Consider the following 25,167-nt stretch of genomic DNA (forward strand, 5'->3'; position numbering starts at 1 on the left):
GTACTCACTCATAGGCGAACCTGTCCTTCATACACGCGTACGGCAGGGCCTGTCATCACTACAGGCCGGCCCGGGCCGCCCCATTCGATGGACAGGCGCCCTCCGGGCAGGTCGATCAGCAGCGGCGAATCCATCCAGCCCTGGCTGATGGCAGCCACCGCCGCGGCGCAGGCACCGGTGCCGCAGGCCTGGGTTTCCCCGGCGCCGCGCTCCCACACGCGCAACTGGGCGCGGTGGCGGTCGATGACCTGGAGGAAGCCGACGTTGACCCGCTGCGGGAAGCGCGGGTGGTTCTCGATCTGCGGGCCGAGGTCGTGCACCGGGGCGCTGTTGATGTCGTCGACGCGCAGCACCGCATGGGGGTTGCCCATCGACACGGCAGCCAGGTTGACCGTGCGACCGGCCACTTCCAGCGGGTAGCTCAGGGCCTGGGCGGGGGCGTCGAAGGGGATCTCGGACGGCACCAGGCGCGGTGGGCCCATGTCGACGCTGATCTGCCCGTCGCCGCGCACATCGAGTTCGATGATGCCGCTCTTGGTCTCGACGCGGATGCGCTTTTTCGCCGTCAGGCGCTTGTCCAGCACGAAGCGCGCGAAGCAGCGCGCACCGTTGCCGCACTGCTCGACCTCGGACCCGTCGGCGTTGAAGATCCGGTAGCGAAAGTCCACGTCCGGATTGCTCGGCGCCTCGACGATCAGCAGTTGGTCGAAACCGATGCCGGTGTGCCGGTCACCCCATTGCTTGGCGTGCTTGGGCAGGATGTGCGCGTGCTGGCTGACCAGGTCGAGGACCATGAAGTCGTTGCCCAGGCCGTGCATCTTGGTAAAACGCAGCAGCATGGGGTCACTCCGGCAGCAGGCTTTCGCCGGCAAACAGCTCGGCCACGGTTTCGCGACGGCGCACTTCGAAGGCCTGATCGGCATCCACCAGTACTTCGGCGCAGCGACCACGGGTGTTGTAGTTCGAACTCATGACGAAACCGTAGGCACCGGCCGAATGCACGGCCAGCAGGTCGCCTTCGGCCAGGTTCAGCGCACGGTCCTTGGCCAGGAAGTCGCCGGTCTCGCAGATCGGGCCGACCACGTCATAGCTGCGCGGCTCGCCATCACGCGGCTGCACGGCGGTCACGTCCATCCAGGCCTGGTACAGCGCCGGGCGGATCAGGTCGTTCATCGCCGCGTCGACGATGGCGAAGTCCTTGTGCTCGGTGTGCTTGAGGTACTCGACGCGGGTCAGCAGCACGCCGGCATTGGCCACGATGTAGCGGCCCGGTTCGAATACCAGCGCCAGGTCGCGGTCGCCCACGCGCTCGCGGATGGCCTTGATGTAGTCGCCGGCCAGTGGCGGCTCTTCGTCGCGATAGCGCACGCCCACGCCGCCGCCCAGGTCCAGGTGGCGCAGGTAGATGCCGCACTCGCCGAGGCGGTCGATCAGCGCCAGCAGGCGGTCGAGGGCATCGAGGAAGGGCTCCAGCGTTGTCAGCTGCGAACCGATGTGGCAGTCGACGCCGACGATTTCCAGGTTCGGCAGCTGCGCGGCGCGCACGTAGACTTCTTCGGCATCGGCAATGGCGATACCGAACTTGTTCTCTTTGAGGCCGGTGGAAATGTACGGGTGGGTGCCGGCATCGACATCCGGGTTGACCCGCAGCGAGATCGGCGCGCGTACGCCCATTTCGGCGGCAACCACCTGCAGGCGCTCCAGCTCGTCGGTGGACTCGACGTTGAAGCAGTGCACGCCCACTTCGAGGGCGCGGCGCATGTCGTCGCGGGTCTTGCCCACGCCGGAGAACACCACACGGTCGGCGCGCCCGCCGGCGGCCAGCACACGCTCCAGTTCACCGCCCGAGACGATGTCGAAGCCTGCGCCCAGTCGTGCCAGCACGTTCAGCACGCCGAGGTTGGAGTTGGCTTTTACGGCGAAGCACACCAGGTGCGAAACACCCTGCAATGCATCGGCGTAGCTACGGTACTGGGCTTCGATATGCGCCCGCGAGTACACGTAGGTAGGCGTGCCGAAGCGTTCGGCAATCGCCGACAGCGCCACGCCTTCCGCGAACAGCTCGCCGTCGCGGTAGTTGAAAGCGTCCATGGGGATCCCTTAATCAGTGCTGGTGCGATTGCGACTTTTTGCCGTCTTTGCCGTCTTCAGGCAGGTACAGTGGGCCTTTCTGACCGCAAGCGGAGACGAGGCAGGCAATCGCGACTAGCGCCGCGAGGGAGGAAATCAGGCGCTTCATGGCGAAATCCTTTGAATTTAAGCAGTATTGCGCCCGAGTATACCGAGCGCCCGGCGCCTTGCCTATGTAGCCGCTGCGCCGTCGGACAGGCGCCCGTGCAGGGTGTCGGCTGCGGGCGTTAACCTTTGCATTCGTGGCGCGGCGCTCGTATCTTGCCCGGCTTGCGTGTGTGCAGACATTTTCGAGGTTCTTGCAATGAGTTTGAGCGAAGCGCGTTTTCACGACCTGGTCGACGCGACCCAACAGGCCCTGGAAGACCTGTTCGATGAAACCGACCTGGACCTGGACATGGAGAACTCGGCGGGCGTTCTTACCATCAAGTTCGACAACGGCAGCCAGTTGATCTTCAGCCGCCAGGAGCCGCTGCGCCAGCTGTGGCTGGCCGACAGGTCGGGTGGTTTCCATTTCGACTATGACGAAGCCAGCGGCAAATGGACCTGTGAGAAGACCGAGGAACTGCTCGGCGAGATGCTCGAGCGCATCGTCTGGGAGCGGGTCGGCGAAAAGCTCGACTTCGACGAGATCTGAGATGAGCACTGCTGCCAAACCGGCCAAGCCGCTGTACAGCAATGTCAGCCCGGCGGTGCCGTCGCCCTGCATCAGCCTGTGCCGGCTGGACGAGGCCAAGGTGTGCCTGGGCTGCTTTCGCCATGTCGAGGACATTCGCCAGTGGCGCAGCGCCGACGACCAGCGCCGCCGCGAGATCTGCGCCCAGGCACAGGCACGACGCCAGGCGGCCGGCTAGGCTGCGACGGCGAGCCTCTTGTGTATTTATTGTGCTGTGGTAGTGTCGAGGTTGATCGGCCTGGCCGAAAAACATGCAAACCCCGCCCTTGGGCGGGGTTTTGCTTTATAACGCCCAGCACTTTTACCCATGAACAAGGAGTCTGACTGGATCATGAGCACCAAGCCTTCCCTTATCCTCACCCGATTGGACGTACAGCGTCTCGAGCGTCTGATCGATGGCCTCGATGAAAAGACGCAGGACTCGCCGGGTGTGCTCGCCCTGCAGGACGAGCTGGACCGCGCCGAGCAGGTAGTGAGCCACGAGGAGGTTCCGGCCGGTGTCGTGACCATGAACTCGCGCGTGCATTGCCGCGATGAAGTCAGCGGCAAGGACTACCACCTGACCCTGGTGTACCCGAAGGACGCCGGCGCCGAAGGCACGGTCTCGATCCTGGCGCCGATGGGCAGCGCATTGCTCGGCCTGTCGGTGGGCGAGCAGATCGACTGGCCGGTGCCCGGCGGCAAGACCCTCAAGCTCAAGCTGCTCGAAGTCGAGTACCAGCCCGAAGCCGCAGGCGACTTCGACCTCTGATCAGGCCGCTTCCAGCGCCTGGTTCAGCACCCGCTCCAGTTCCTGCTTGTAGCGCAGGTACAGGATGCTCGAGCCCTGGCCTTCGGCAAGCAGGTCGGACAGGTCCAGGTCGGTGATGTAGCAGCGGTAGCGCTGGGCGTCACGGCGCTGGCCGACGATCTCGCGGGCGACCACCGCATACAGCTGGTCGCCATACTCGAGCTCCGAAAACTCCTTCTGGTTGCAGTACAACGTCACCTGCAAGGCGTCTTCGACGCCTGCCTGGATGATCGCCTGCACTTCGTAGGCGGTGCTGCCCAGCGTGGTGGGCGGTGCCTGGCGCGGCTCCAGCTGGCGTGCCCGGCCGATACCGGAGGGCGACAGCTGATAGTAGAGGATGTCCAGCGCGCCCTGTGCCGGCAGCTCTTCCAGCGGCAGCCGTGCGTTGTGCCGGAACACCACCGATTGCAGAAAGCGCTGCAGCGGCAGCAACAGGCTGCTGTCGTCGTGGTAGGGCAGGCGTTGCTGCCACAGCGCATTGAATTCATCCAGCACGTAGACGTCGGCCCAGTTCTCCTGCACCCGGTAGAACACCTGCAGGCACTGCGGCTGGCCCTGGGGCAGCACCAGCGCCAGGTCGTGGTCTTCCAGCACGTTGGCGTCCAGATGCAGCGGGGTGTACTCGGCACGTTCCTCGCCCAGGTACGCCAACAGTGCATCCTGACTGTCCAGGCTGACCAGGTTGACCGCCCCGTGGTGCAATTCCAGTACATGGGTGTGCTGCTGCACCTGTATCAGGTAGCGATGCCCCAGGCCTTCGGCAAGCAGCGCCTGAGCGGTGGCGAACACCTCTTCGACCCGCTGGGCGATGGCCTGGGCGCGGTTGTGGCAGAAGCAGCGCACGTTCAGCGTAGGCAGGTGGCCCTTGCTGCCCAGGCTGTTGAGGTAGTCGCGCAGGTTGCGCATCAGGGCGTGCTCGCCGTCATACCGCTGCACCAGCACTTCGTTCCAGCTGTTGAGGGTCACCTGGTCCAGGGTCAGCACCAGGTTCTCGCGCACCCCGGCGTAGCTCAGCGAGTCGGTGCGCTCGGTGGTCATCAGGATGTTGAGGTCGCGGTGATGCTGCAGCGGGTCGATGCCGACGTTGACCAGCAGCAGGATCTCGTCCGCCACGCTCGGTTGCAGCAGGCGCGCCTCGCTGACTTCCTTGAACGGCAGGGCCACGCTCTGCTGCAGGCTGCCCAGCAGGTTGAACAGCTCGTACTCGCTCAGGTCGCTGCTGCCGGGGTTGAGCGCCAGGCGCGTGGTGCTGTCGATCACCCCGTTGCGGTGCGCCCAGGCCAGCAGTTCGAGCAATTCGCGGCAGCGCTTGAACGGCACGAACTGCTCCCACTCATGGGCGTTCAGGTTGCCGCTGTACAGGCTCCAGTGGGTTTGCCCAGGCTCCTGGCGATTGGGTGCCTGGACCAGGGTCAGGGTGTCTTCGGCCAGGTCCGGGGCGATGCCCGGGTTGATGAACTCGACCTTGCCGGCGCGCCGCTCGAAGGCGGCGTAGAGGCGTCGGCCCAGCACGTTGAGGTCGCGCTGGTCGAGGCGCGTGGCAGCTTGAGGGTTGCGTGCGAACTGGCCGAGAAAACGGTAGCTGTGGTTGAGTTCGGCCACCAGGATGCGCCGTTCGGCTTCCACCTGGCGCACCTTCCACTGGCTGCGGCTGTCCAGCAGCATCAGCTGGCGCTCGTCCCAGCCCCACTCGCGGGTCAGGCGCTCGAGCAGGTCGCGCTGCCAGCCGCCGCTGCGCTGGCGCGCCAGCAGGCTGATCTTCTTGTTCACCTTCAGGTACAGGCTGCGTCGCACCAGTTCCAGGCGCTGGGCCTCGCCGCGGTGCAGCAGGTACTGCTCGATACGCCGGTACACCATCATGTACGGGTCCAGCTCGTCGAGGTCGAGGCGGTTGGCGAACACTGCCTGCTTGAACTGCAGGCTCAGGCACTGCACGTGCGGATGTTCGCTGGCATACACCTCGGTCAGCAGCAGCTTGAGCAGCGACTTGTAGGGTGACTCGATGCCCTTGAACAGCTGCCACAACCCGGCGCCCACGAACTCGCCGGGCGGGATGTGGGCCAGGTGGCCGAGGTCCAGGTTCTCGTCGGCGCGGATGAAGCGCTTGGACAGCAGGGTCTGGGTGTAATGCGCGTAGCTGCCTTCCTCGTAGACCGGCACCAGCCACCACAGCGGCGTGCGCCCGGCCAGCCACAGCGCGGTGCGGTAGAACTCGTCCAGCAGCAGGTAGTGCTGGGTGGTGCCGCAGTCGTCGGAACTCAGTGCGGTATTGCGCTCGCCGGTGACGAAGCGCTCCGGCTCGATCAGGAACAGGTGCAGTTCGGCGCCCTGGGACGCGGCCCAGACCTCCAGCAACACGCACTTTCTGCGCAGCTCGCTCAGCTCGGCCTCGCTGAGCCCGGGGGCGTGGCACAGCCACACGTCCATGTCGCTTTCATCGGCCTGGGCCAGGGTGCCCAGGCTGCCCATCAGGTACAGCCCCAGCAGCGGGCGCGGTGGCTGGCCGTGGCGCTTGCGGTAGGTGAACGAGCGGGTCAGGCGCTGGGCCTCGGCGAGCGCCTCGACGTCGGGCTCGTAGCACGAGATTCCCGCCGGAGTGGTGCCCGATACGTAGCCGGGCAGCAGCGGGTGATTGACGTGGAAGAACAGCGCCAGCAGGTTGAGCACCTGCTGCTGGCGGCTCGACAACCCTTCCATGGCGCGTGCCAGTCGACCCTGGTTGATGGCCAGGAAGCGCTTGCGCAACTGGCTGAGCACCTTGCGATCGATGCCTTCGTCGAGGTCGGGTCGAATTTCGTGGGGGTGGTTCATTGCAGGGCTCTAACTGGCCATCACGGGAGCAATGGCGAGTTTAGCCGCTACGGGGCGAGGGGCTGAAATCTATTTGGTTTCTGGCGCCATTTTGTCAGCGCCTGACGTATTGACCGGTTGTGGCCTTCGCCGGCAAGGCCGGCTCCTGTACCGATCTGCAGGAGCCGGCCTTGCCGGCGAAGGCTTCAGCGAAGCTCTCAAGCCGGCTCGGCGACCGTGTTCAGGATGATCAGCAACTGCTGTACGTTCTGCGCCGCATCGCGGCCCAGCGGGGTCAGGTAGCCGCCGTCTTCCTGGGTGATCAGTTCCTTGGAGAACAGGCGCTTGGCGGCGGCAATCGCCTGGGGTGCTGCGGTGGCATGGACTTTCAGTCCTTCCTGCGTGCTGTCCAGGTTGAACAGCGCGAGTATTTCCAGTTCGGCAATCAGCTCGGGGGTAAACGACATAGATACTCCGGACTTTCCTGAAGTGGAGGGCAGCACCCTTGCAGGGGTACATGAAGTTGCAGTGTAGCCACGCCAGCCGGTAATTGCTTCAGTCCTTTTCGGGTGGCAACTCAGGCAGCGCACGCAGGGCGGTTTCGTACCACTGCGTATCGAACGCTCGGTCGTCCTCGAGCATGGCGTCGATCTCGCAGGCCAGCACGTGGGCCATCAGGTTGAGGATGTCCTCGCGCTCGTAGCCCACCAGCGTCAGCTTGTTGAACGTGGCCTTGGCCGCTGGCGGGTTGTCGTTCTCGATCTGGTTCTCGATGGCCTGGATCAGGGTCGATTCGGCGAACGCTTCTTCGTCATTGTCGATATCGGTGGGCTCGCTCATGGGCGCTCTCCTCGGAATGGGCATCCAGTTTGCCATGCAGTGCACGCCAATGCCTGGCTATCGAGCAACTGCATGATGCTGGTCAGTGCCTGCGGTAGCGTCTATAAAGGCCAGGCCAACCCCTTTCGGCCTGGAGGCATGTTTCATGCTCAAGCTTCACGGTTTTGCAGTCAGCAACTACTACAACATGGTCAAACTGGCGCTGCTGGAAAAGGGCGTGCCCTTCGAAGAGGTGCTGTTTTTCGGCGGCCCCGGCCCCGCATCACTGAAGATCAGCCCCTGCGGCAAGGTGCCGGTGCTGGAGACCGAGCACGGCTTTCTCAGTGAGACCAACCTGATCCTTGACTATATCGAGCAGACCCAGCCCGGCAAGGCGCTGCTGCCCGAGGGCGTGTTCGCCCAGGCCAAGGTGCGCGAACTGGCCAAGGAGATCGAGCTGTACATCGAGCTGCCGGCCCGAGCCTGCTACCCCGAGGCGTTCTTCGGTGCCCAGGTGGACCCGGCCATCAAGCAAAAGGCCAAGGCCGAGCTGCTGGCGGGTCTTGCCGCCCTCAAGCGCAACGGTGCCTTCGCTCCCTATGTGGCGGGCGAGCAGATGACCCTGGCGGACATCCTGTTCTGCTACAGCGTCGACCTGGCGTATGCGGTGGGCAAGAAGGTGTTCGATATGGATGTGCTGGCGGACTTCCCGCAGGCCAAGGCCCTGCTCGAACACTTCAAGCAGAACCCCAACGTGCAGAGAAACGCCGCAGACAAGGAAGCCCAGATGCCGGCCTTCCTCGAGATGGTGCGTACCGGCAAGCGCTGACTTCAGCGCAGCCAGGCCCGCCAGACGGGCCTGGCGAATGCCTCAGCGGCTGGCCAGCAGCGCCTGGCCGCGGGCCACGGCTGCACGTACCTGGGCCGGTGCGGTGCCGCCGATGTGGTTGCGAGCGTTCACCGAGCCTTCCAGGGTCAGCACGGCAAACACGTCCTGCTCGATCTGGTCGCTGAACTGGCGCAGTTCGTCCAGGCTCATCTCGGCCAGGTCCTTGCCGGTGTCCACGCCGTACTTCACCGCGTGGCCGACGATCTCGTGGCAATCACGGAACGGCAGGCCGCGGCGTACCAGGTAGTCAGCCAGGTCGGTGGCGGTGGAGAACCCGCGCAGCGCGGCTTCGCGCATGATCGCGTGCTTTGGCTTGATCGCCGGGATCATGTCGGCAAATGCCCGCAGCGAATCGCGCAGGGTATCGGCGGCATCGAACAGCGGTTCCTTGTCTTCCTGGTTGTCCTTGTTGTAGGCCAGCGGCTGGCCCTTCATCAGGGTCAGCAGGCCGGTCAGGGCGCCGAACACGCGGCCGGTCTTGCCGCGTACCAGCTCGGGGACGTCGGGGTTCTTTTTCTGCGGCATGATCGAGCTGCCGGTGCAGAAGCGGTCCGGCAGGTCGATGAACTGGAACTGCGCGCTGGTCCACAGCACCAGCTCTTCGGAAAAGCGCGACAGGTGCATCATCGCGATGCTGGCCGCCGCGCAGAATTCGATGGCGAAGTCACGGTCGGACACGCCGTCCAGCGAGTTGCCGCCCACCGCTTCGAAGCCCAGCAGCGAGCAGGTCAGTTCACGGTCGATCGGGTAGGTGGTACCGGCCAGTGCGGCGCTGCCCAACGGCATGCGGTTGGTGCGCTTGCGGCAGTCCACCAGGCGCTCGTAGTCGCGGCTGAGCATTTCGAACCAGGCCAGCAGATGATGCCCGAAGGTCACCGGCTGGGCGGTCTGCAGGTGGGTGAAGCCCGGCATGATGGTGTCGGCTTCGCGCTCGGCCTGCTCCAGCAGGCCTTTTTGCAGGCGGGTGATCTCGGCCAGGATCAGGTCGATCTCGTCGCGCAGCCACAGGCGGATGTCGGTGGCCACCTGGTCGTTGCGGCTGCGCCCGGTGTGCAGCTTCTTGCCGGTGATGCCGATGCGGTCGGTCAGGCGTGCCTCGATGTTCATGTGCACGTCTTCGAGGTCGATGCGCCAGTCGAAGTTGCCGGCCTCGATTTCGCCCTGGATGGTGGTCAGGCCGTCGATGATGCTGTCGCGCTCGGCATCGGTGAGCACGCCGACCTTGGCCAGCATGGTGGCGTGGGCGATCGAACCCATGATGTCGTGGCGGTACAGGCGCTGGTCGAAGGTGACGGAGGCGGTGAAGCGGGCGACGAAGGCGTCGACCGGCTCGCTGAAACGGCCGCCCCAGGACTGGTTGGTCTTGTCGGTGCTCATGGATTCACTCGTGTAAGGCGTGAACGGAAAAAGTGGCGCAGATGATAGCAGGGTTGCCGGGGCTCACGGGGCTCGGCGGTCGGCGCAACTGCGGGTTTGTGTCGCAGCCGGGGGCCACGACAGGGGCGATGCAAAAGGATATTTATCGATTGAACGGCAGCGTGCCTGCAACCGTCTACAGTTGGACAGAGGATTGGCAGGTTTCGCCCTCCCAGTGAATCTTTAGCCCTCGTGCGAGTCTGAGCGTGGATCGCCGTGACGGTCGTCACTTCACCTGTCTACGCTATCCTTGTGCGAGACTCACGCAGGAATCCAGCGCTATATGAATGTCCTGATCGTTGATGACGAACCCCAAGCCCGGGAACGCCTGAGCCGAATGCTCGGCGAGCTGGAGGGCTATACCGTGCTGGAGCCCAGCGCCACCAATGGCGAAGAGGCCCTGGCATTGATCGACAGCCTCAAGCCCGAGGTGGTCCTGCTCGACATCCGCATGCCCGGCATGGACGGGCTGCAGGTGGCGGCCCGGTTGTGCGAGCGCGAAGCGCCACCGGCCGTGGTGTTCTGTACGGGGGATGACGAATTCACCGTGCAGGCGTTCAAGGACAGCACCCTGGGCCATCTGCTCAAGCCGGTTCAGGCCGATGCCCTGCGCGACGCGCTGCGCAAGGCCGAGCGCCCGAACCGCGTGCAGCTGGCGGCGCTGACCCGCCCCGGCGCCGAAAGCGGCAACGGGCCGCGCAGCCACATCAGCGCCAGGACCCGCAAGGGCATCGAGCTGATTCCCATCGACCAGGTGATCTACTTCATCGCCGATCACAAGTACGTGACCTTGCGTCATGAGGGCGGCGAGGTGCTGCTGGACGAACCGCTCAAGGCTCTGGAAGACGAGTTCGGCGAGCGCTTCGTGCGTATCCACCGCAACGCGCTGGTGGCCCGCGACCGTATCGAACGCCTGCAGCGCACGCCGCTGGGGCATTTCCAGCTTTTTCTCAAGGGCCTCAATGGCGATGCCCTGATTGTCAGCCGCCGCCATGTGGCCGGCGTACGCAAGATGATGCAGCAGCTTTAGGGCGGGGCGGGAGCACTGCTTGACCAGGGACGGTCGACCCCTCCACTGACATAGATCTGCTAGCAGCCCGGATTGAGCTGTTATCATCCCGCGCATCTATCTCGTACGGATCGATCCATGTCCACTCGTGAAATCCGCATTGCCACGCGCAAAAGTGCCCTTGCCCTGTGGCAGGCCGACTATGTAAAAGCCCGCCTCGAACAGGCACACCCCGGCCTGGTGGTGACCCTGGTGCCGATGGTCAGCCGCGGCGACAAGCTGCTCGACTCGCCACTGTCGAAGATCGGCGGCAAGGGCCTGTTCGTCAAGGAGCTGGAAACCGCGTTGCTGGAGCAGGAAGCCGACATCGCCGTGCACTCGATGAAAGACGTGCCGATGGACTTCCCCGAAGGCTTGGGCCTGTTCTGCATCTGCGAACGCGAAGACCCGCGCGATGCCTTTGTCTCCAACACCTATGCCAGCCTCGATGCACTGCCGGCAGGCGCCATTGTCGGCACCTCCAGCCTGCGTCGCCAGGCGCAGTTGCTGACCCGCCGCCCCGATCTCGAGATCCGCTTCCTGCGCGGCAACGTCAACACCCGCCTGGCCAAGCTCGATGCCGGCGAGTACGACGCGATCATCCTGGCGGCTGCCGGTTTGATCCGCCTCGGTTTCGAAGACCGCATCACCGCCAGCATCAGCGTCGACGACAGCCTGCCAGCCGGTGGCCAGGGCGCGGTAGGCATCGAGTGCCGCACCACCGACGCCGAAATCCATGCCTTGCTTGCGCCGCTGCACCACGCCGATACGGCTGACCGCGTGGTGGCCGAACGGGCCATGAACAAGCACCTCAACGGCGGCTGCCAGGTACCGATCGCCTGTTACGCCGTGCTCGAGGGCGAGCAGCTGTGGTTGCGCGGCCTGGTGGGCGAGCCGGCCGGTGGCCTGTTGCTCAGCGCCGAGGCACGTGCACCGCGCGCAGACGCGGATGCACTGGGTGTACGCGTCGCCGAAGACCTGCTGAACCAGGGCGCCGAAGACATTCTCAAGGCGGTGTATGGCGAGGCCGGCCACCCGTGAACGGCTGGCGCCTGCTGCTGACCCGGCCGGCCGACGACTGCGTGGCACTGGCCGCGACCCTGGCCCAGGCCGGGGTGTTCGGCAGCAGCCTGCCGCTGCTCGAGATCGAAGCGCTGCCGGTGACCGATGCGCAGCGCAGCACCGTGCTCGGCCTGGCCGACTATGCTGCGGTCATCGTGGTCAGCAAGCCGGCAGCCCGGCTCGGCCTGGCCCTGCTCGACCAGTACTGGCCCCGCACGCCGGCCCTGCCGTGGTTCACGGTGGGGGCGGCTACCGCCGCGATCCTGCAGGCCCATGGCTGCGAAGTGCACTTCCCGCCACAGGGGGATGACAGCGAAGCCCTGCTGCAGCTGACCCGGCTGCAGGAAGTTTTCGCACAGCCCCAGCCGCGCTTTCTGATCATGCGCGGCGAAGACGGTCGCGAGCTGTTGGCCGAGCGATTGACCGCGCAGGGTGCTAGTGTCGATTATCTGCCCCTGTACCGCCGCTGCCTGCCCGAGTACCCGGTCGGCACGCTGATGCGACGCATCGATGCGGAACGCCTGAACGGCGTGGTGGTCAGCAGTGGGCAGGGTCTTGAACACCTGCGCCAGCTGGCTGGCAGCGACTGGTCGCGACTGGCCGCGTGGCCGCTGTTCGTGCCGAGCCCGCGTGTTGCCGAGCAGGCCCGCGCCGCTGGCGCACAGAATGTAGTGGATTGCCGTGGTGCCAGTGCCACGGCTTTGCTGGCGGCGTTGCAGGAAACCCCTGCGCCCGCCTCCTAAGGCGCTAAGCTGTCTGGCGAGGTGCCCCAATGCAAAGGATGGATACGTGAGCGAAACTGCCTTGCCCAACGATGATCTGCAGCCGGCGCCAGAAGCGCCCGCGCAAACGCCCGCCGCCCCTGCCAAGCGGGCCGGCACCGGTCTGGCACTGTTCGCCCTGCTGCTGGGTGCGGCAGGTGTCGCAATCGGTGGCTGGGGTGTCTGGCAGGTACGCCACCTGCAGGGCGCCAACCAGCTCCAGAGCGAACAATTGCAGGCCTTGAATGCCCAGGCCCAGGCCTTGCAGCAGGGCGAGCAGCGACTGTCGTCACGCCTGGCCGACCTGCCACCGGCCGCCGAGCTCGAAGAGCGCCGGCGCCTGGTGGCGCAATTGCAGGGCGACCAGCAACGTCTGAGCCAGCGCCTGGAGACCGTGCTCGGTGCCAGCCGCAAGGACTGGCGCCTGGCCGAGGCCGAGCACCTGCTGCGCCTGGCCAGCCTGCGCCTGTCGGCATTGCAGGACATCACCAGCGCTCGAGCGCTGGTCGAAGGCGCCGACCAGATCCTGCGCGAGCAGAGCGACCCGGCCTCGTTCGCTGCCCGCGAACAGCTGGCACGCAGCCTGGCCACCCTGAACAGCGTAAAGCAACCGGACCGCACCGGGCTGTTCCTCAAGCTGGCCGCGCTGCGCGAGCAGGTAGTGCAGCTCACCGCCATGGCCCCCGAATTCGAAGAAGGCGGCGAACCGCTGTTCGGCCTGGCTGCCGACGGCGACGGTGCCAGCCGCTGGTCACAGTGGTGGGCGCAGCTGTCGCGCTACTTCCGTATCGATTTCAATGCCGACAAGAACGTCAAGCCGTTGCTGGCCGGCCAGGCCCTGAACCAGGTGCGCCTGGCCCTGAGCCTGACCCTGGAGCAGGCGCAGTGGGCCGCGCTCAACGGCGAGCCGAAGGTCTATGCCCAGGCGCTGGATGAAGCGCGCAGCGTGCTGCTGGCCAACTTCAACCACGACAACGAGCAGAGCCAGTCGATGCTCGAACAGCTCAACGCGGTGGCGAACGAGCCGGTGTCGGTAGTGACGCCGGACCTGGCCGACAGCCTCGGTGCGGTCCAGGCCTACCTCGAGCGTCGCCACCTGCCCGCCGAAGAATCGATCACGCGCCAGCCGGCGGCACAAGGTCATGAGGAGGGCACCCCATGAAACGTGCCTACCTGTGGGTGGTGGTGGCGATCGTCGCCGCGACCCTGCTGGGTATCGCCGTGGCCCGGCATAGCGGATACGTGCTGATCGCCTACGACAGCTTCCGCTACGAGTCGAGCCTGTGGGCGACCCTGGCCCTGCTGCTGGCCGTGGTGCTCGTGGTGCTGATGGTGCGCTTCGTGCTGGGCCTGGTGTTCACCTCGGGCGGGGTGGTCAACCCATGGTCGCGGCGCAACCGCAGCCGGCGTACACGCCTGGCCATCGAGCAGGGGCAACTGGACCTGGCCGAGGGCCGCTGGGCCAGTGCCCAGCGCCATCTGCATCGCGCTGCCGAGGCCGAACGCCAGCCGCTGCTCTATTACCTCGGGGCGGCCCGCGCTGCCAACGAACTGGGGCGCACCGAGGACAGCGACAACCTGCTGGAACGTGCCCTGGAACGCCAGCCGCAAGCCGAGCTGGCCATCGCCCTGACCCACGCGCAGTTGCAGGTCGACCGCGGTGACACCGAGGCAGCGTTGGTGACCCTGCAGGCGATGCACGAGCGCCACCCGCACAACGTGCAGGTGCTGCGCCAGTTGCAGCGTCTGTACCAGCAGCGTGGCGACTGGAGCGCGGTGATCCGCCTGCTGCCGGAGCTGCGCAAGGACAAGGTGTTGTCTGCCGCGGAACTGGGCGAGTTGGAGCGGCGGGCCTGGGGCGAAAACCTGAGCCTGGCCGCACGCCGCGATCAGGACGACCAGACCGCACAGCAGTCCCTTGAACGTGCCTGGCAGCAACTGACCTCGGCACAACGCCAGGAGCCGCAACTGGTGCTGGCGTATGCCGAGCAACTGCGCCAGCTGGGCGCCGAAAGCGACGCCGAGAAGGTCCTGCGTACGGCCCTGCAGCGCGAATACGAAAGCCACCTGGCCCGGCTGTACGGGCTGGTGCGAGGCGGCGACCCGGCGCGTCAGTTGCAGACGGCCGAGGGCTGGCTCAAGCAGCACCCGGACGATCCCAGCCTGTTGCTGACCCTGGGTCGTCTGAGCCTGCAGAATCGTCTGTGGGGCAAGGCGCGCGACTACTTCGAAGACAGCCTGCGCCGGCAGCGCAACCCTGAGGCCTGCGCCGAGCTGGCCCGTCTGCTGGCCGGCCTGGGCGACACCGAGCGCAGCAACCAGCTGTTTCAGGAGGGCCTGGGCCTGTTGGATGAGCGCCTGCTGGCCTTGCCTCTGCCTGAAGCCGTCCGGGCCTGACGTCGTACGGGTTTAGCCCCAGGTTAAACCCGTACTGTTTGGCTGGTTGCGGGGGTGGGTAACTTTTCGCTGAGTTACAGAGGAAATATCCACCTCAACTCTTCGACACTTCCCTTATGTTTCAGCGATTTATCGCGCCTGTCGTGCCTTGAAACAAGGCTCGATTTTCCTCTACCGTTGTTACATGTCTTTCCCGCACCTGGACTTGCCATGCCATTGGCCTGTTTGCGCTCATTGTTCTCCCTGGCTTTCGTCGCGTCGTTACTGATTCTCGCCGGTGCGTTTTACCTCGAATTCACCAAAGGGCTGGTGCCTTGCCCGCTGTGCCAGAGCCAGCGTGTATTGCTGGTTGTGTTTGCCGGTGTCTGCCTGGCCGCGCGCCTGCATGCACCGGGTCAGCCGGGTGCGCGTCGCTATGCGGCTGCGGCGTTGGGCCTGGCGCTGGGGGGCGGCTTGCTGGCGGTGCGCCAGATCTGGTTGCAGGGCAGCGGGGTGGCGGCGGGTGAGGCCTGCTCGATGCCCCTCGGTGCGCTCATCGAGCAAGGCAGCCTTGCCGACGTGCTGCACGCCATGCTGCTCGGTTCGGCCGATTGCGCTTCGATCACCTGGAGCTTTCTGGACCTGAGCCTGCCGGAGTGGAGCCTCCTGGCCTTCCTGCTGCTGGCGGCGCTGGCGTTGGCGCGGCTGCTGTACGTGCAGCCAGCGGCCACGGGCAAGTCATTGAAACCCTGACGCTTGCCGGCGGGGGCCAGGCAATCGACCGATGGCCGCGGGTGCGGCGATTAAACACTTGTATGAAACTTGTCGCCTGCGTACCTTGAAGGCAAGGGCGTGCGGGAATAATCTCCCTTGCACGCATACCCAAAACACTGCTGCTCGATGCCGTTCTGCTGCTTTCTCCCTTTGTTGTGCATACCTCGCACGACGGGGCGCAGCGGCATGACCCAGAAGGGAAGACACCGCCATGTTAGATAGTTGTCAGAATGCTCAGGAACGCTGGGGTGGGGTTCACAAGCTGATTGACCGCTGGCTGGACGAGCGGGCCGAACTGGTCACGGCCTTTCGCGCATTGCGCGATGCCAAACCGGCTTTTGCGGACAAGGACAAGAACCTCGGCTTCTGCGCGATACTGGTCGATTACGTCTCCGCCTGGCACTTCGAGGTCAGTGAGCAGTTGGTGGCTGAAGCCAAGGCGTTCGGAGATGACAAGGGCCTGGAACTGGCGAAGCAGATCAGCCCTCGTATCAGTGCCATTACCGATATCGCGTCGGCTTTCAACGATCACTGCGACAAGGGCAACTGTACCGACCAGGAGCGCTTCGCCAAGAAGCTCAGCGAGCTGGGCAGCCTGCTCCACGAGCGCTTCGAGCTTGAGGATTGCCTGATCGAAGTGCTGCACAACGCGCACAAGGAAGAAGAGGCCGTCCAGGCCTGATCCCTGTCTCCTCCGTTGCCGACATTCAGTCGGCAACCCCCAGTAGTTCGATCTCGAAGATCAGTGGCGTGAACGGCGGAATCAGATCGCCTGCGCCATCGGCTCCGTAGGACTTGGCCGACGGAATCACCACACGCCATTTCGCCCCGACAGCCATCTGTGGCAACGCCACCTGCCAGCCCTCGATCACACTCTTGAGGCTGAACCACTGCGGTTGTTCGCTCTGGTCGAACACGCTGCCATCGGGCAGCTTGCCGACGTAGCGTACCTGCACCCGGCCATCGGCTCTGGGTGAGGCACCATTGCCCTTGACCAGTTCGGTCACCAGTACGCCTTCGGGTAGTTCTCGTACTCCGGCACGGGCGCGTTCGGTGGCCATGTAACGGGTTTCCACCGCCATCAGCATTTCCACCTGCGACTGCTCGGCGGCCTCGCTGGCCTGGGCCTCGTGCTGGCTGAGAATCGCTTCGCGCCGTGCCTGGCTGATTGCCAGGGGCTTGTTCGCGTAGGCCTGTTGCAACCCCTGGATCAAGGCATCGAGCTGCAGCTCGGGCATCTCGTTGCGCAACCGTTCACCCAGGCTGGCGCCGACGCTATAGGACAGGTCGTGAGCACTTGCCGGTGGCTCGGTGGTGTCTGCGAATGCGCAGGGCAGGGCGAGCAGCAAGGGCAGTAACAGGTAGCGTGGCACAGGCTCACTCCAGGTGGTTTGAGTGCATGGTGAGGGCCGGATGAATCTTTGCATAGAGCAAATTCCGACAGCCTTTTTAACAGCATCTACACTTGTGCGCAGCTGCAGCCATAACAACTTTGCCCAGGCATGCAACGCGGCGTCCTACTTACTGTCAACATGCCCTAGCGGCGGTAGCAGCAGAAGGTCTAGTATGAGCCGCATTCTCGTCAGCCAGGAGGTAAGCCATGTCGGCCAGTAAGAAGCCAGTCAGTACGCCATTACACCTGCTACATCAACTCTCGGGCAGTTTGCTCGAGCATCTGGAAAGTGCCTGCTCGCAAGCACTGGCTGATGCTGAAAAACTGTTGGCCAAGTTGGAAAAACAACGGGGCAAGGCGCAGGAAAAACTTCACAAGTCGCGTCTCAAACTTCAGGACGCTGCGGTCGCCGGCAAGAACAAGGCGCAGAACAAGGCCAAGGGCGCCGTAGGCGAACTGGAAACCCTGCTCGATTCGCTCAAGGATCGCCAGTCGCAAACCCGCCTGTACATCGTGCAGCTCAAGCGTGATGCGCAGGAAAGCCTGAAGCTCGCCCAAGGCGTCGGCAAGGTGCAGGAAGCAGCGTCCAAGGCCCTGACCTCGCGTTCGGCCAAGGCTGCTCCGGTAGCGTCCAAGTCGGCCACCAAGGCCCCGGCCCGCAAGGCTGCAGCCAAGCCAGCCGCTACCAAAGCCGCCGCCAAGCCAGCGGCCAAAACTGCCGCGGCCAAGCCAGCCGCTGCCAAACCTGCAGCCGCCAAGGCTCCGGCAAGGTCTGCTGCCAAACCCGCAGCCGCCAAGGCCCCCGCCAAGCCAGCTGCCAAACCTGCCGCTGCCAAGGCGCCCGCCAAGCCAGCTGCCAAACCTGCTGCGGCCAAGGCGCCTGCCAAACCTGCAGCCGCCAAGCCAGCTGCCAAACCCGCCGCTGCCAAGGCTCCGGCCAAGCCAGCTGCCAAGCCTGCTGCTGCCAAGGCCCCTGCCAAGCCCGCCGCTACCCGCGCACCCGCCAAGCCGGCCGCCAAACCCGCTGCTGCCAAACCGGCGACTTCGGCACCTGCTGCGGCCACCACAGCCGCACCTGCTGCTTCGCCTGCCGCTGCACCCGTGACGACCCCAGTGACTCAGTCGCCCTCGACTGCTTCCTGATCCGCCACCGCCACGACGCGCAGCACCTGCAGCGCGTCGTGGTGCCGGGTGCCCTGGGGGGCCAGCACGGCCAGCCAGTCACCTGCCACACCCTGATTCATCCAGCCTTCGCTAGCCTGTTGCAGGCGCGCCAGCAATGTTCGCTCCGCCTCCAGTTCCAGTGCCTTGACCTGCTCGCGCAAGTGCGTCAGCTGCGGGTCGTGCTGCGCGTCTGCACGCCATTGCCGGCGCAGTTGACGCAGCGGTGTCACCACATGCTGCTGCCAGGCAGCGGCCAGCTGTTGCAGGTGCTGTACGCGCTCGGGGGTCACCCCGGCCCTGCCGGCTTCAAGCCACGCCCCGCACAGCAGAAGGCACACATCGGCCCCTTCGTCCTGCAAGGCCAGGCAGGCAGCCTCCACGCCCGGCCGGGCATACAGGTGCAGAGCGAAATTCCACAGGTCGGTGTGCATGGTCCTACTCGCGCCAGTTGCCATCGAAGCTGGTAGACTCCGCGGCCATTATGATCAGACTTTCGAACCTCACTTTACAGCGTGGTCCCCAGCGCCTGCTAGAAGGCGCCGAGTTGACCCTGCACGCCGGCCAGAAAGCCGGCCTGATCGGTGCCAACGGCGCCGGCAAATCCAGCCTGTTCGCCTTGCTGCGCGGTGAGCTCACGCCCGATTCGGGCGAATGCCAGCTGCCCGGCGACTGGCGCATCGCGCACATGCGCCAGGAGGTCGATACCCTCGATCGCCTGGCGGTGGACTACGTGCTCGATGGCGACGTGCGCCTGCGCGAGGTACAGGCTGCGCTCGCAGCCGCCGAGGCCGCGCACGACAACAATGCATTGGCCCGCCTGCATGTGGAGCTCGACAGCGCCGACGGTTATACCGCCGATGCCCGCGCCCGCAAGCTGCTGGCCGGCCTGGGCTTCAGCAACGAACAGATGGACCGGCGCGTCGGCGACTTCTCCGGCGGCTGGCGCATGCGCCTGAACCTGGCCCAGGCACTGATGTGCCCCAGCGACCTGCTGCTGCTCGACGAGCCCACCAACCACCTGGACCTGGATGCGATCCTGTGGCTTGAAGACTGGCTCAAGAGCTACCCCGGCACGCTGCTGCTGATTTCCCACGACCGCGATTTCCTGGATGCCGTGGTCGACCACGTGGCACACGTGGAACAGTGCAAGCTGACCCTCTACCGCGGCGGCTACAGCGCCTTCGAGCGCGCCCGTGCCGAACGCCTGGCGCAACAGCAGCAGGCGTACGAGAAGCAGCAGGCGCAACGCGCCCACATGGAAAAGTACATCGCCCGGTTCAAGGCCCAGGCCACCAAGGCGCGCCAGGCACAAAGCCGCATCAAGGCACTGGAGCGCATGGAGGAGCTTTCGGCGGCGCATGTCGACTCGCCGTTCGACTTCACCTTCCGCGAGTCCGAGAAGATCTCCAGCCCGCTGCTCGACCTTGCCGAAGCCCGCCTGGGCTATGGCGACAAGACCGTGCTGGAGAAGGTCAAGCTGCAGCTCACCCCGGGTGCGCGCATCGGCCTGCTGGGCCCCAACGGCGCCGGTAAGTCGACCCTGATCAAGAACCTGGCCGGCGAGCTGGAGCCGCTGGCCGGACGCCTGGTGCGCGGCGAGAACCTGGTGGTGGGCTACTTTGCCCAGCACCAGCTCGATTCGCTGGACAGCAAGGCCAGCCCCCTGCTGCACCTGCAGCGCCTGGCCCCCACCGAGCGCGAGCAGACCCTGCGCGACTTCCTCGGCGGTTTCGATTTTCGCGGTGCGCGCATCGACGAACCGGTGCTGAACTTCTCCGGCGGCGAAAAGGCCCGCCTGGCCCTGGCGCTGATTGCCTGGGAGCGGCCCAACCTGCTGTTGCTCGACGAACCGACCAACCACCTGGACCTGGAGATGCGCCTGGCACTGACCATGGCCCTGCAGGAGTTCAGTGGCGCGGTACTGGTGGTGTCCCACGACCGTCACCTGCTCAAGAGCACCACCGACGACTTCCTGCTGGTGGCAGACGGCAAGGTCGAGACCTTCGATGGCGACCTCGACGACTACACCCGCTGGCTGGTCGAGTATCGTCAGCGCAATGCCCCGGTCAGCACCACACCGGTCAACCCCGACAAGACCGACAAGAAGGCCCAGCGCCAGGCTGCGGCGGCGTTGCGCCAGCAACTGGCCCCGCACAAGCGCCAGGCCGACAAGCTCGAAGCCGAGCTGGCCAAGTTGCATGAAGAGCTGGCCGGGGTCGATGCCAGCCTGAGCGACAGCGCGCTGTATGAAGCGGCGCGCAAGGACGAGCTGCGCGAGCTGCTGGCCCGCCAGGCCAAGCTGAAGGTGCGCGAAGGCGAGCTGGAAGAAGCCTGGATGCAAGCGCTCGAAGTGCTTGAAAGCATGCAGGCCGAGCTGGAGGCGTTGTCCTGATGGAGTCGATGCAGGGATTGCTGCCGGTCGAGTGGATCGGCCCCTTCTGGATGGGCTTGCAGATACTGCTGATCCTGGTCGCGGCGTACCTGCTGCAACGCCTGGTGGCGCGCTGCCTGACTCGCCTGAGCGAGCGTTACCCGTTGCCGCCGGAGCTGATGGTGCCGCTGCGCGGCGGCTTGCGCTGGCTGATCATGGGCAGCGCGCTGATCTTCGTGCTGGAGCGCCTGGGTGTTTCGGCCACGGTGCTGTGGACGGCCCTGTCGGGCTTTGTCGCGGTGGCGGCGGTGGCCTTCTTCGCGATGTGGAGCGTACTGTCCAACCTGCTCTGCGCGGTGCTGATCTTCACCGTGGGGCCGTTTCGCATCGGCGACGTGGTCGAGCTGGTCGAGACCCTCGACAAGCCGGGGGTCAAGGGCCGCGTGACCGCGATCAACCTGCTGTTCACCACCCTGGTCGAACTGCCCGAGGCGGGCGGCGCACTGGTGCAGGTGCCCAACAGCCAGTTCTTCCAGAAGAGCGTGCGCCGCTGGCGCGGTTCGGACGGCCTGGCCGTGGTAAGCGAAAGCCCGAAACCCGGGGCCTGAACACCGGCTGCAAAAAAATGTGGTGATTTTTTCAGCGGCGCATTAGCGTGGAACCCTTGAACAAGGGTCCGGGCCGAGGTGTGTGATGTCGCTGGAAACGTGGTTGGCTTTTTTTGCTGCCTGTTGGGTAATCAGTCTTTCGCCGGGGGCGGGGGCCATTGCGTCCATGTCCTGCGGTCTGCAGTACGGCTTCTGGCGCGGCTACTGGAACGCGCTGGGCCTGCAGTTGGGGCTGGTGATGCAGATCGCGATCATTGCCGCCGGCGTGGGCGCGGTACTCGCTGCCTCGGCTACTGCGTTCCAGGTCATCAAATGGTTTGGCGTTGCCTACCTGATCTACCTGGCCGTGAAACAGTGGCGAGCGCTGCCGGCAGACCTGGCCGACGACTCGACGGTACGCCCCATCGGCAAGCCGCTGAGCCTGGTGTTCCGTGGTTTTCTGGTCAACGTCAGCAACCCCAAGGCGCTGATCTTCATGCTTGCGGTGCTGCCGCAGTTCATCAATCCGCATGCCGAGCTGCTGCCGCAGTACCTGACGATCGCCGGCACCATGGTGGCGGTGGACCTGCTGGTGATGGCGGGTTATACCGGGTTGGCGGCGCGGGTACTGCGCCTGTTGCGCACGCCCCGGCAGCAGCGGCGCATGAACCGCACGTTTGCCGGGTTGTTCCTGGGTGCGGCGACATTGCTGGCGACCATTCGCCGGGCGCCGGTCTAAGACCGGAAGGCTGCGCCTTCCATCGCGGGTCACCACTGTTCTTGTGGGAGCCGGCGTTGCCGGCGAAGAGGCCAGCACAGACACCCAATAAAAAAGGCGACCCGAAGGTCGCCTTTTGCATGCTCAGCGCAAGATCTGCGCCGGCTCATCCGGCGGCAGGTTGTTGCGCATCGGCGCACGTTCCTGATCCGGCATCACACCCACCAGCTGCTCCTTGAGCTGTCTGGCCACATCCATGCCCAGTTCCTTGGACACTTCACGCACCACCCGCGGACGGTTCAGGCTGACCCGCACGTCCTGGCTGTTCACCAGCTTGGTGTCCTGGCCTTCACCCATGGCGGTGAACGCCGAGGTGATCTCGTAGGTACGGGTGTTGATCAGGCTGAAATCGGCCACCAGGGTCAGGCCCAGGATCGCCGAGTAGCTGTTGGTGTTGTCGATCGAGGTGATATCGCGCTGGAAGTCGATATCCGACAGGGTGCCGAACAGTACGTAGTCGGCGCCCTTGTAGTTGCCCGCCTTGATCCGCGCGATCACGTCATACACGTCCTGCTTGGCCTTGGCCGTGTACGGCGTGCCCTGCACCAGCTGGAACATGCCGGACTTGAGGATCTCGCCCTTGATGTCACCGCTGAACTTGCGCAGCTCGGTCTGCTCGATGTAGCTCTGGCTGCTTTCGAACTCGCTGTAGCTGGACGACGCGTTGGCGTGGTACATGCTCGCATTCGAGTTGCTGCTCGCCGAGACCATGTGGATGTACTGCTCCACGCGCTCCTGATAAGCCAGGTCGGTGACCGCTACCTTGGGGGCCGCTTGCACGCCGAACGCGCAAGCCAGGCCGATGATGCCCATCCATGCACGCATTGCTTAGCGCTCCGTGGTCTTGCGGATTTCTTTTTCGTCCATCCACTCGGCCAGGCCGCTTTCCACGTCGATCAGCTGCAGGCTGAACTTGTAGAACACGTCCTTGTAGTCGCTGCTGCGCTTGACGATCGAGCTGATCGACCCTTCCAGGCGGTATTTGGCAGCGATCATGTTGCCGGTCTTGGCCACGGTGTTCTTCTTGTACAGGCCGCTCTGGTTCTGCAGCTTGAGCTGGTCGACCTGGCTCTGCATCTGGTTGTTGTCGCTGGCGAAGCGGGCGGTGCCGGTCTTCATCAGCTGGGTCTTGATCGAGGTGGTGATCTCGCGGGTATCGATGTACTCGCTGGTCTTGTTCTTCACGTCGTAGACCTGAACCACCGGACGGCCCTGCAGGATGCCGGACTGGGCCAGCGAGCGGGTCATGCTTTCGGCGATCATCTGCAGGTCGGTGGAACCGAACTCGTTGGTGACCAGTTCAACGGCCTTGCTGTCGCCGTAGCCAATGTTCTTGCCGCCCAGTACAGGGGAGTTGTTGGCGCAGCCGCTGGCCAGCGCGACCACTACGGCCAGCAGGGAAAAACGAGCGAACATCATGTTGAGCATCTCCTGAAAATTGAAAATTACTGGGCCTGGACTTCAATGCGGAAGTCAGTGGCCTGGGGGACCGGGGCAATCGCTGGCAGTACGGTGGACTGCGAGCCGTACAGGCTCAGGGTCTTCCAGCTTTCTTCGCTGGCGACCGGGAAGCCGTCGTTGCCCAGCCAGGCAAAGCGATAGAACATCGTCTTGTTGCTGCGGCTGGTGTTGGTCAGCGAGACCTTGACGGTCATGAAGCCGTTTTCGCGGGCAACCCGCATCGGGCCGATATCGATGTTGCTCAGTTTGCCCATCACGACCACCTTGCTGGCGGCGCTGCCCGGTGCGGGCGGTGGTGGGGTGGCGCAGCCGGCCAGCAGGGTGGCGGTGGCGAGCGCGGCGAGAAGCTTGAGGCGCATGGCGATTCCTTGGCTTACTTGAGGCTGGCGACGGCGGCGGCCGGCGCAGGCTGGGTGACTTGCAGGGCCGGGCCACCGGCGTAGACGCGGTTGCCCACGACGCGCAGGGCCACGACCTGATAGGGGCGATCGATCTTCACGGCGATCTTGCTGCCGCCCAGGTTCGACGGCAGGCTCAGCTGGTGCTCGCCCTGGGCCAGGCGCACGCGGGCAACCAGGGTGTCGTCCGGCAGGGTGCGCCAGGTACGGGTGTCGGCGCCTTCGGTGACGGCCGAGGCGATGCCCACGGCCAGACCAGCCAGCGGGTTGACGTCGTTGAGCTGCTTTTGCGCCACGCCACGGGTGATGGCGCGCACGCTGGTGCGCAGGATGATACCTGGCATGTCGTCACGCAGCGCGCGGCGCGACATGGCGGTGGTGCTGTTGAGCGCGGTCAGCGAGAGCGTCTTGTCGTTCAGGTAGATCTCGCTGAAGTGCGCGGTGGAGGTGTCTTCCTTGATGATCGGGAACGACAGCGGGGTGATCACCAGATTGCCGCTGATTGGCAGGGGCAGGGGGATGCGCACCGAGTCGCGGGCCGGCGCCAGGCCGCTCTGCACCACGATCAGCACGTCGCTGTCGGCGCCCTTGGCGGCAGGCTTGTCGAGGTCGAGCAGCGCACGCTCGAGCAGCGCGGTGTTCGGGCGCAGTTCGGCCGCCTTGCGGTAGCCCGGTGCAGCCAGGCCTTTTTCGCCCAGTGCTTCGTATACGTAGCCGGACAGGTAGTGGCTGAACGCACTCTGGTAGCTGTTCTTCAGACCGACCACTTCAGGCGCGTCCAGGGCGGCCACCGGGTAGCCCTGCAGGTCCTTGTACTCGGTCTTGACGCCTTCCTTCTCGGCCTCTTCTTCGCGCTTGAGGTATTCCTTGTCGCGCAGCTCGGCGATCACGGCCTCACGTTCATGGGTTTTCTTGATTTCGGTGCGGGCACCGTCGAAATCATTCTGCGCCAGCAGGTTCAGGGCCATCTGGGTGGTCAGCATGACTTTTTCGTAGTCGTAGCCTTCGTAGCGGCGCACCTTGTCGTTGACCAGGTAGCTGCCGAACTGGCTCAGGTACTTGGCGGTGTCCAGCTTCACCGACTCTTCCCACTTGAACACCACGCTATCGGCTTCGCGCCAGGCATCCTGGCTGCCGCTCAGGTCGCCCTTGGAGCGCAGCAGTTCGCCTTTCTCGAAGTAGTAGAGAAGGTCCTTGTCCTCACCCTTGTTGTTCTTTTCCAGCAGGGCCAGGGCCGCGTCGACGTTGCCGCTGGCCAGCTGCTGGTTGGTTTCCTGGAGTTCGCTGTCGTAGCTGCGAAACGCTGCGCAGCCCGTCAGTTGGACGATCGCGCACAGCGTGGCGACGGTGAGGACACGGGAGGCCATCTTGAATCTCTTCCCTGAAAAGTGACGTTAGGCGCCGGCGAGTGGCGGTGATCCCTTTGGACGCTAGTTCCAAATCCTCTTAGCAGAGGAGCCTGTATTTCCATTCGCTATAACGAA

27 protein-coding genes and 2 pseudogenes are annotated in these 25,167 nt (G+C 64.9%); 16 read left to right on the forward strand and 13 right to left on the reverse strand.

Annotated elements, in window-relative coordinates; all coding sequences use genetic code 11:
* Positions 1-8 precede the first annotated feature (8 nt).
* The 3 genes and pseudogenes from dapF to DN388_RS17310 all read right to left on the reverse strand — a co-directional run.
* Positions 9-839: a diaminopimelate epimerase gene (gene dapF, locus DN388_RS17300; RefSeq protein ID WP_058541735.1), complete on the reverse strand. Its 831-nt coding sequence runs from the start codon at positions 837-839 to the stop codon at positions 9-11.
* Between the two features lie 4 nt (positions 840-843).
* Positions 844-2,091, reverse strand: a complete 1,248-nt coding sequence (gene lysA, locus DN388_RS17305; RefSeq protein ID WP_043863359.1) for a diaminopimelate decarboxylase — start codon at positions 2,089-2,091, stop codon at positions 844-846.
* Between the two features lie 16 nt (positions 2,092-2,107).
* Positions 2,108-2,239 (reverse strand): annotated as a pseudogene (locus tag DN388_RS17310) (lipoprotein); the annotation flags it as partial.
* A 195-nt stretch (positions 2,240-2,434) separates the two neighbouring features.
* Between DN388_RS17310 and cyaY the strand changes: the two are divergent.
* The 3 genes from cyaY (at position 2,435) to rnk (ending at position 3,557) form a co-directional block, all read left to right on the forward strand.
* Positions 2,435-2,767, forward strand: coding sequence for an iron donor protein CyaY (cyaY, locus tag DN388_RS17315; protein ID WP_255001366.1), 333 nt, complete (start codon positions 2,435-2,437; stop codon positions 2,765-2,767).
* A gap of 1 nt (position 2,768) precedes the next feature.
* A complete protein-coding gene (locus DN388_RS17320; RefSeq protein WP_054915485.1) occupies positions 2,769-2,984 on the forward strand; it encodes a DUF1289 domain-containing protein in 216 nt (71 codons plus the stop codon).
* A 153-nt stretch (positions 2,985-3,137) separates the two neighbouring features.
* Positions 3,138-3,557 carry a nucleoside diphosphate kinase regulator gene (rnk, locus tag DN388_RS17325; RefSeq protein ID WP_043863363.1) on the forward strand — a complete coding sequence of 140 codons (420 nt, stop codon included), beginning with the start codon at positions 3,138-3,140 and terminating at the stop codon, positions 3,555-3,557.
* Here the strand turns inward: rnk and DN388_RS17330 are convergent, their stop codons facing one another.
* From DN388_RS17330 to DN388_RS17340, 3 genes are all read right to left on the reverse strand, one after another.
* On the reverse strand, positions 3,558-6,407 hold the full coding sequence (locus tag DN388_RS17330; protein WP_255001368.1) for a class I adenylate cyclase: 2,850 nt from the start codon (positions 6,405-6,407) through the stop codon (positions 3,558-3,560). It lies immediately after the preceding gene.
* Between the two features lie 197 nt (positions 6,408-6,604).
* Positions 6,605-6,853: a TIGR02647 family protein gene (locus DN388_RS17335; protein WP_043863365.1), complete on the reverse strand. Its 249-nt coding sequence runs from the start codon at positions 6,851-6,853 to the stop codon at positions 6,605-6,607.
* An 88-nt stretch (positions 6,854-6,941) separates the two neighbouring features.
* A complete protein-coding gene (locus tag DN388_RS17340; protein ID WP_043863366.1) occupies positions 6,942-7,226 on the reverse strand; it encodes a hypothetical protein in 285 nt (94 codons plus the stop codon).
* Positions 7,227-7,371: 145 nt separating this feature from the next.
* On the opposite strand from DN388_RS17340, the gene DN388_RS17345 reads away from it, so the two are divergent.
* A complete protein-coding gene (locus DN388_RS17345; RefSeq protein ID WP_043863367.1) occupies positions 7,372-8,034 on the forward strand; it encodes a glutathione S-transferase in 663 nt (220 codons plus the stop codon).
* Positions 8,035-8,076: 42 nt separating this feature from the next.
* Here DN388_RS17345 and argH read toward each other — a convergent pair whose 3' ends face one another.
* Complete coding sequence (gene argH, locus DN388_RS17350; RefSeq protein WP_043863368.1) at positions 8,077-9,471, reverse strand: argininosuccinate lyase; 1,395 nt, start codon at positions 9,469-9,471, stop codon at positions 8,077-8,079.
* A 218-nt stretch (positions 9,472-9,689) separates the two neighbouring features.
* Here argH and DN388_RS17355 point away from each other — a divergent pair.
* The 8 genes and pseudogenes from DN388_RS17355 to DN388_RS17390 form a co-directional block, all read left to right on the forward strand.
* Positions 9,690-9,797: pseudogene (locus DN388_RS17355) on the forward strand (sensor histidine kinase); the annotation flags it as partial.
* Positions 9,794-10,540, forward strand: a complete 747-nt coding sequence (locus DN388_RS17360) for a LytTR family DNA-binding domain-containing protein (protein ID WP_043863369.1) — start codon at positions 9,794-9,796, stop codon at positions 10,538-10,540. The pseudogene DN388_RS17355 and the gene DN388_RS17360, both read left to right, overlap by 4 nt.
* A gap of 117 nt (positions 10,541-10,657) precedes the next feature.
* Positions 10,658-11,599, forward strand: a complete 942-nt coding sequence (hemC, locus tag DN388_RS17365; RefSeq protein ID WP_043863370.1) for a hydroxymethylbilane synthase — start codon at positions 10,658-10,660, stop codon at positions 11,597-11,599.
* On the forward strand, positions 11,596-12,363 hold the full coding sequence (locus tag DN388_RS17370) for a uroporphyrinogen-III synthase (RefSeq protein WP_078480664.1): 768 nt from the start codon (positions 11,596-11,598) through the stop codon (positions 12,361-12,363). Before hemC ends, DN388_RS17370 begins: the two co-directional genes overlap by 4 nt.
* Positions 12,364-12,409: 46 nt before the next feature.
* Positions 12,410-13,543 carry a uroporphyrinogen-III C-methyltransferase gene (locus tag DN388_RS17375; protein WP_043863372.1) on the forward strand — a complete coding sequence of 378 codons (1,134 nt, stop codon included), beginning with the start codon at positions 12,410-12,412 and terminating at the stop codon, positions 13,541-13,543.
* The gene (locus DN388_RS17380) at positions 13,540-14,778 is read left to right on the forward strand and encodes a heme biosynthesis HemY N-terminal domain-containing protein (RefSeq protein ID WP_255001376.1); all 1,239 of its coding nucleotides are present in this window, start codon (positions 13,540-13,542) and stop codon (positions 14,776-14,778) included. Before DN388_RS17375 ends, DN388_RS17380 begins: the two co-directional genes overlap by 4 nt.
* A gap of 210 nt (positions 14,779-14,988) precedes the next feature.
* On the forward strand, positions 14,989-15,510 hold the full coding sequence (locus DN388_RS17385; protein ID WP_043863374.1) for a disulfide bond formation protein B: 522 nt from the start codon (positions 14,989-14,991) through the stop codon (positions 15,508-15,510).
* Positions 15,511-15,742: 232 nt separating this feature from the next.
* A complete protein-coding gene (locus DN388_RS17390) occupies positions 15,743-16,213 on the forward strand; it encodes an Rsd/AlgQ family anti-sigma factor (RefSeq protein ID WP_043863375.1) in 471 nt (156 codons plus the stop codon).
* Positions 16,214-16,238: 25 nt separating this feature from the next.
* On the opposite strand, the gene DN388_RS17395 is transcribed toward DN388_RS17390, so the two are convergent.
* Positions 16,239-16,904: an FKBP-type peptidyl-prolyl cis-trans isomerase gene (locus DN388_RS17395; RefSeq protein WP_255001379.1), complete on the reverse strand. Its 666-nt coding sequence runs from the start codon at positions 16,902-16,904 to the stop codon at positions 16,239-16,241.
* Positions 16,905-17,131: 227 nt separating this feature from the next.
* Here DN388_RS17395 and DN388_RS17400 point away from each other — a divergent pair, with 227 nt between their 5' ends.
* Positions 17,132-18,067, forward strand: a complete 936-nt coding sequence (locus DN388_RS17400; protein ID WP_255001380.1) for an AlgP family protein — start codon at positions 17,132-17,134, stop codon at positions 18,065-18,067.
* Here the strand turns inward: DN388_RS17400 and DN388_RS17405 are convergent.
* Positions 18,043-18,519 carry a TIGR02444 family protein gene (locus DN388_RS17405; protein WP_058541743.1) on the reverse strand — a complete coding sequence of 159 codons (477 nt, stop codon included), beginning with the start codon at positions 18,517-18,519 and terminating at the stop codon, positions 18,043-18,045. The genes DN388_RS17400 and DN388_RS17405 overlap by 25 nt on opposite strands.
* Before the next feature lie 50 nt (positions 18,520-18,569).
* Here DN388_RS17405 and DN388_RS17410 point away from each other — a divergent pair, with 50 nt between their 5' ends.
* The 3 genes from DN388_RS17410 (at position 18,570) to DN388_RS17420 (ending at position 21,785) form a co-directional block, all read left to right on the forward strand.
* On the forward strand, positions 18,570-20,480 hold the full coding sequence (locus DN388_RS17410; protein ID WP_058541744.1) for an ATP-binding cassette domain-containing protein: 1,911 nt from the start codon (positions 18,570-18,572) through the stop codon (positions 20,478-20,480).
* Positions 20,480-21,067, forward strand: coding sequence for a mechanosensitive ion channel family protein (locus DN388_RS17415; protein WP_043863379.1), 588 nt, complete (start codon positions 20,480-20,482; stop codon positions 21,065-21,067). Before DN388_RS17410 ends, DN388_RS17415 begins: the two co-directional genes overlap by 1 nt.
* Positions 21,068-21,152: 85 nt before the next feature.
* Positions 21,153-21,785, forward strand: a complete 633-nt coding sequence (locus DN388_RS17420; protein WP_043863380.1) for a LysE family transporter — start codon at positions 21,153-21,155, stop codon at positions 21,783-21,785.
* Positions 21,786-21,908: 123 nt separating this feature from the next.
* On the opposite strand, the gene DN388_RS17425 is transcribed toward DN388_RS17420, so the two are convergent.
* From DN388_RS17425 to DN388_RS17440, 4 genes are read right to left on the reverse strand one after another with little or no spacing between them, the layout of a single operon-like run.
* Positions 21,909-22,649: a hypothetical protein gene (locus DN388_RS17425; RefSeq protein WP_043863381.1), complete on the reverse strand. Its 741-nt coding sequence runs from the start codon at positions 22,647-22,649 to the stop codon at positions 21,909-21,911.
* A gap of 3 nt (positions 22,650-22,652) precedes the next feature.
* Positions 22,653-23,240, reverse strand: coding sequence for a penicillin-binding protein activator LpoB (lpoB, locus tag DN388_RS17430; RefSeq protein WP_043863467.1), 588 nt, complete (start codon positions 23,238-23,240; stop codon positions 22,653-22,655).
* Positions 23,241-23,269: 29 nt separating this feature from the next.
* Positions 23,270-23,644: a YcfL family protein gene (locus tag DN388_RS17435; RefSeq protein WP_043863382.1), complete on the reverse strand. Its 375-nt coding sequence runs from the start codon at positions 23,642-23,644 to the stop codon at positions 23,270-23,272.
* Between the two features lie 14 nt (positions 23,645-23,658).
* Entirely contained in the window at positions 23,659-25,050 is a 1,392-nt protein-coding gene (locus DN388_RS17440) for a COG3014 family protein (RefSeq protein ID WP_054915494.1), read from the reverse strand.
* Positions 25,051-25,167 lie beyond the last annotated feature (117 nt).

Origin of the sequence: Pseudomonas sp. S12(2018) (assembly GCF_024355235.1) — a bacterium.
In the GTDB taxonomy this organism is placed as follows: domain Bacteria; phylum Pseudomonadota; class Gammaproteobacteria; order Pseudomonadales; family Pseudomonadaceae; genus Aquipseudomonas; species Aquipseudomonas palmensis.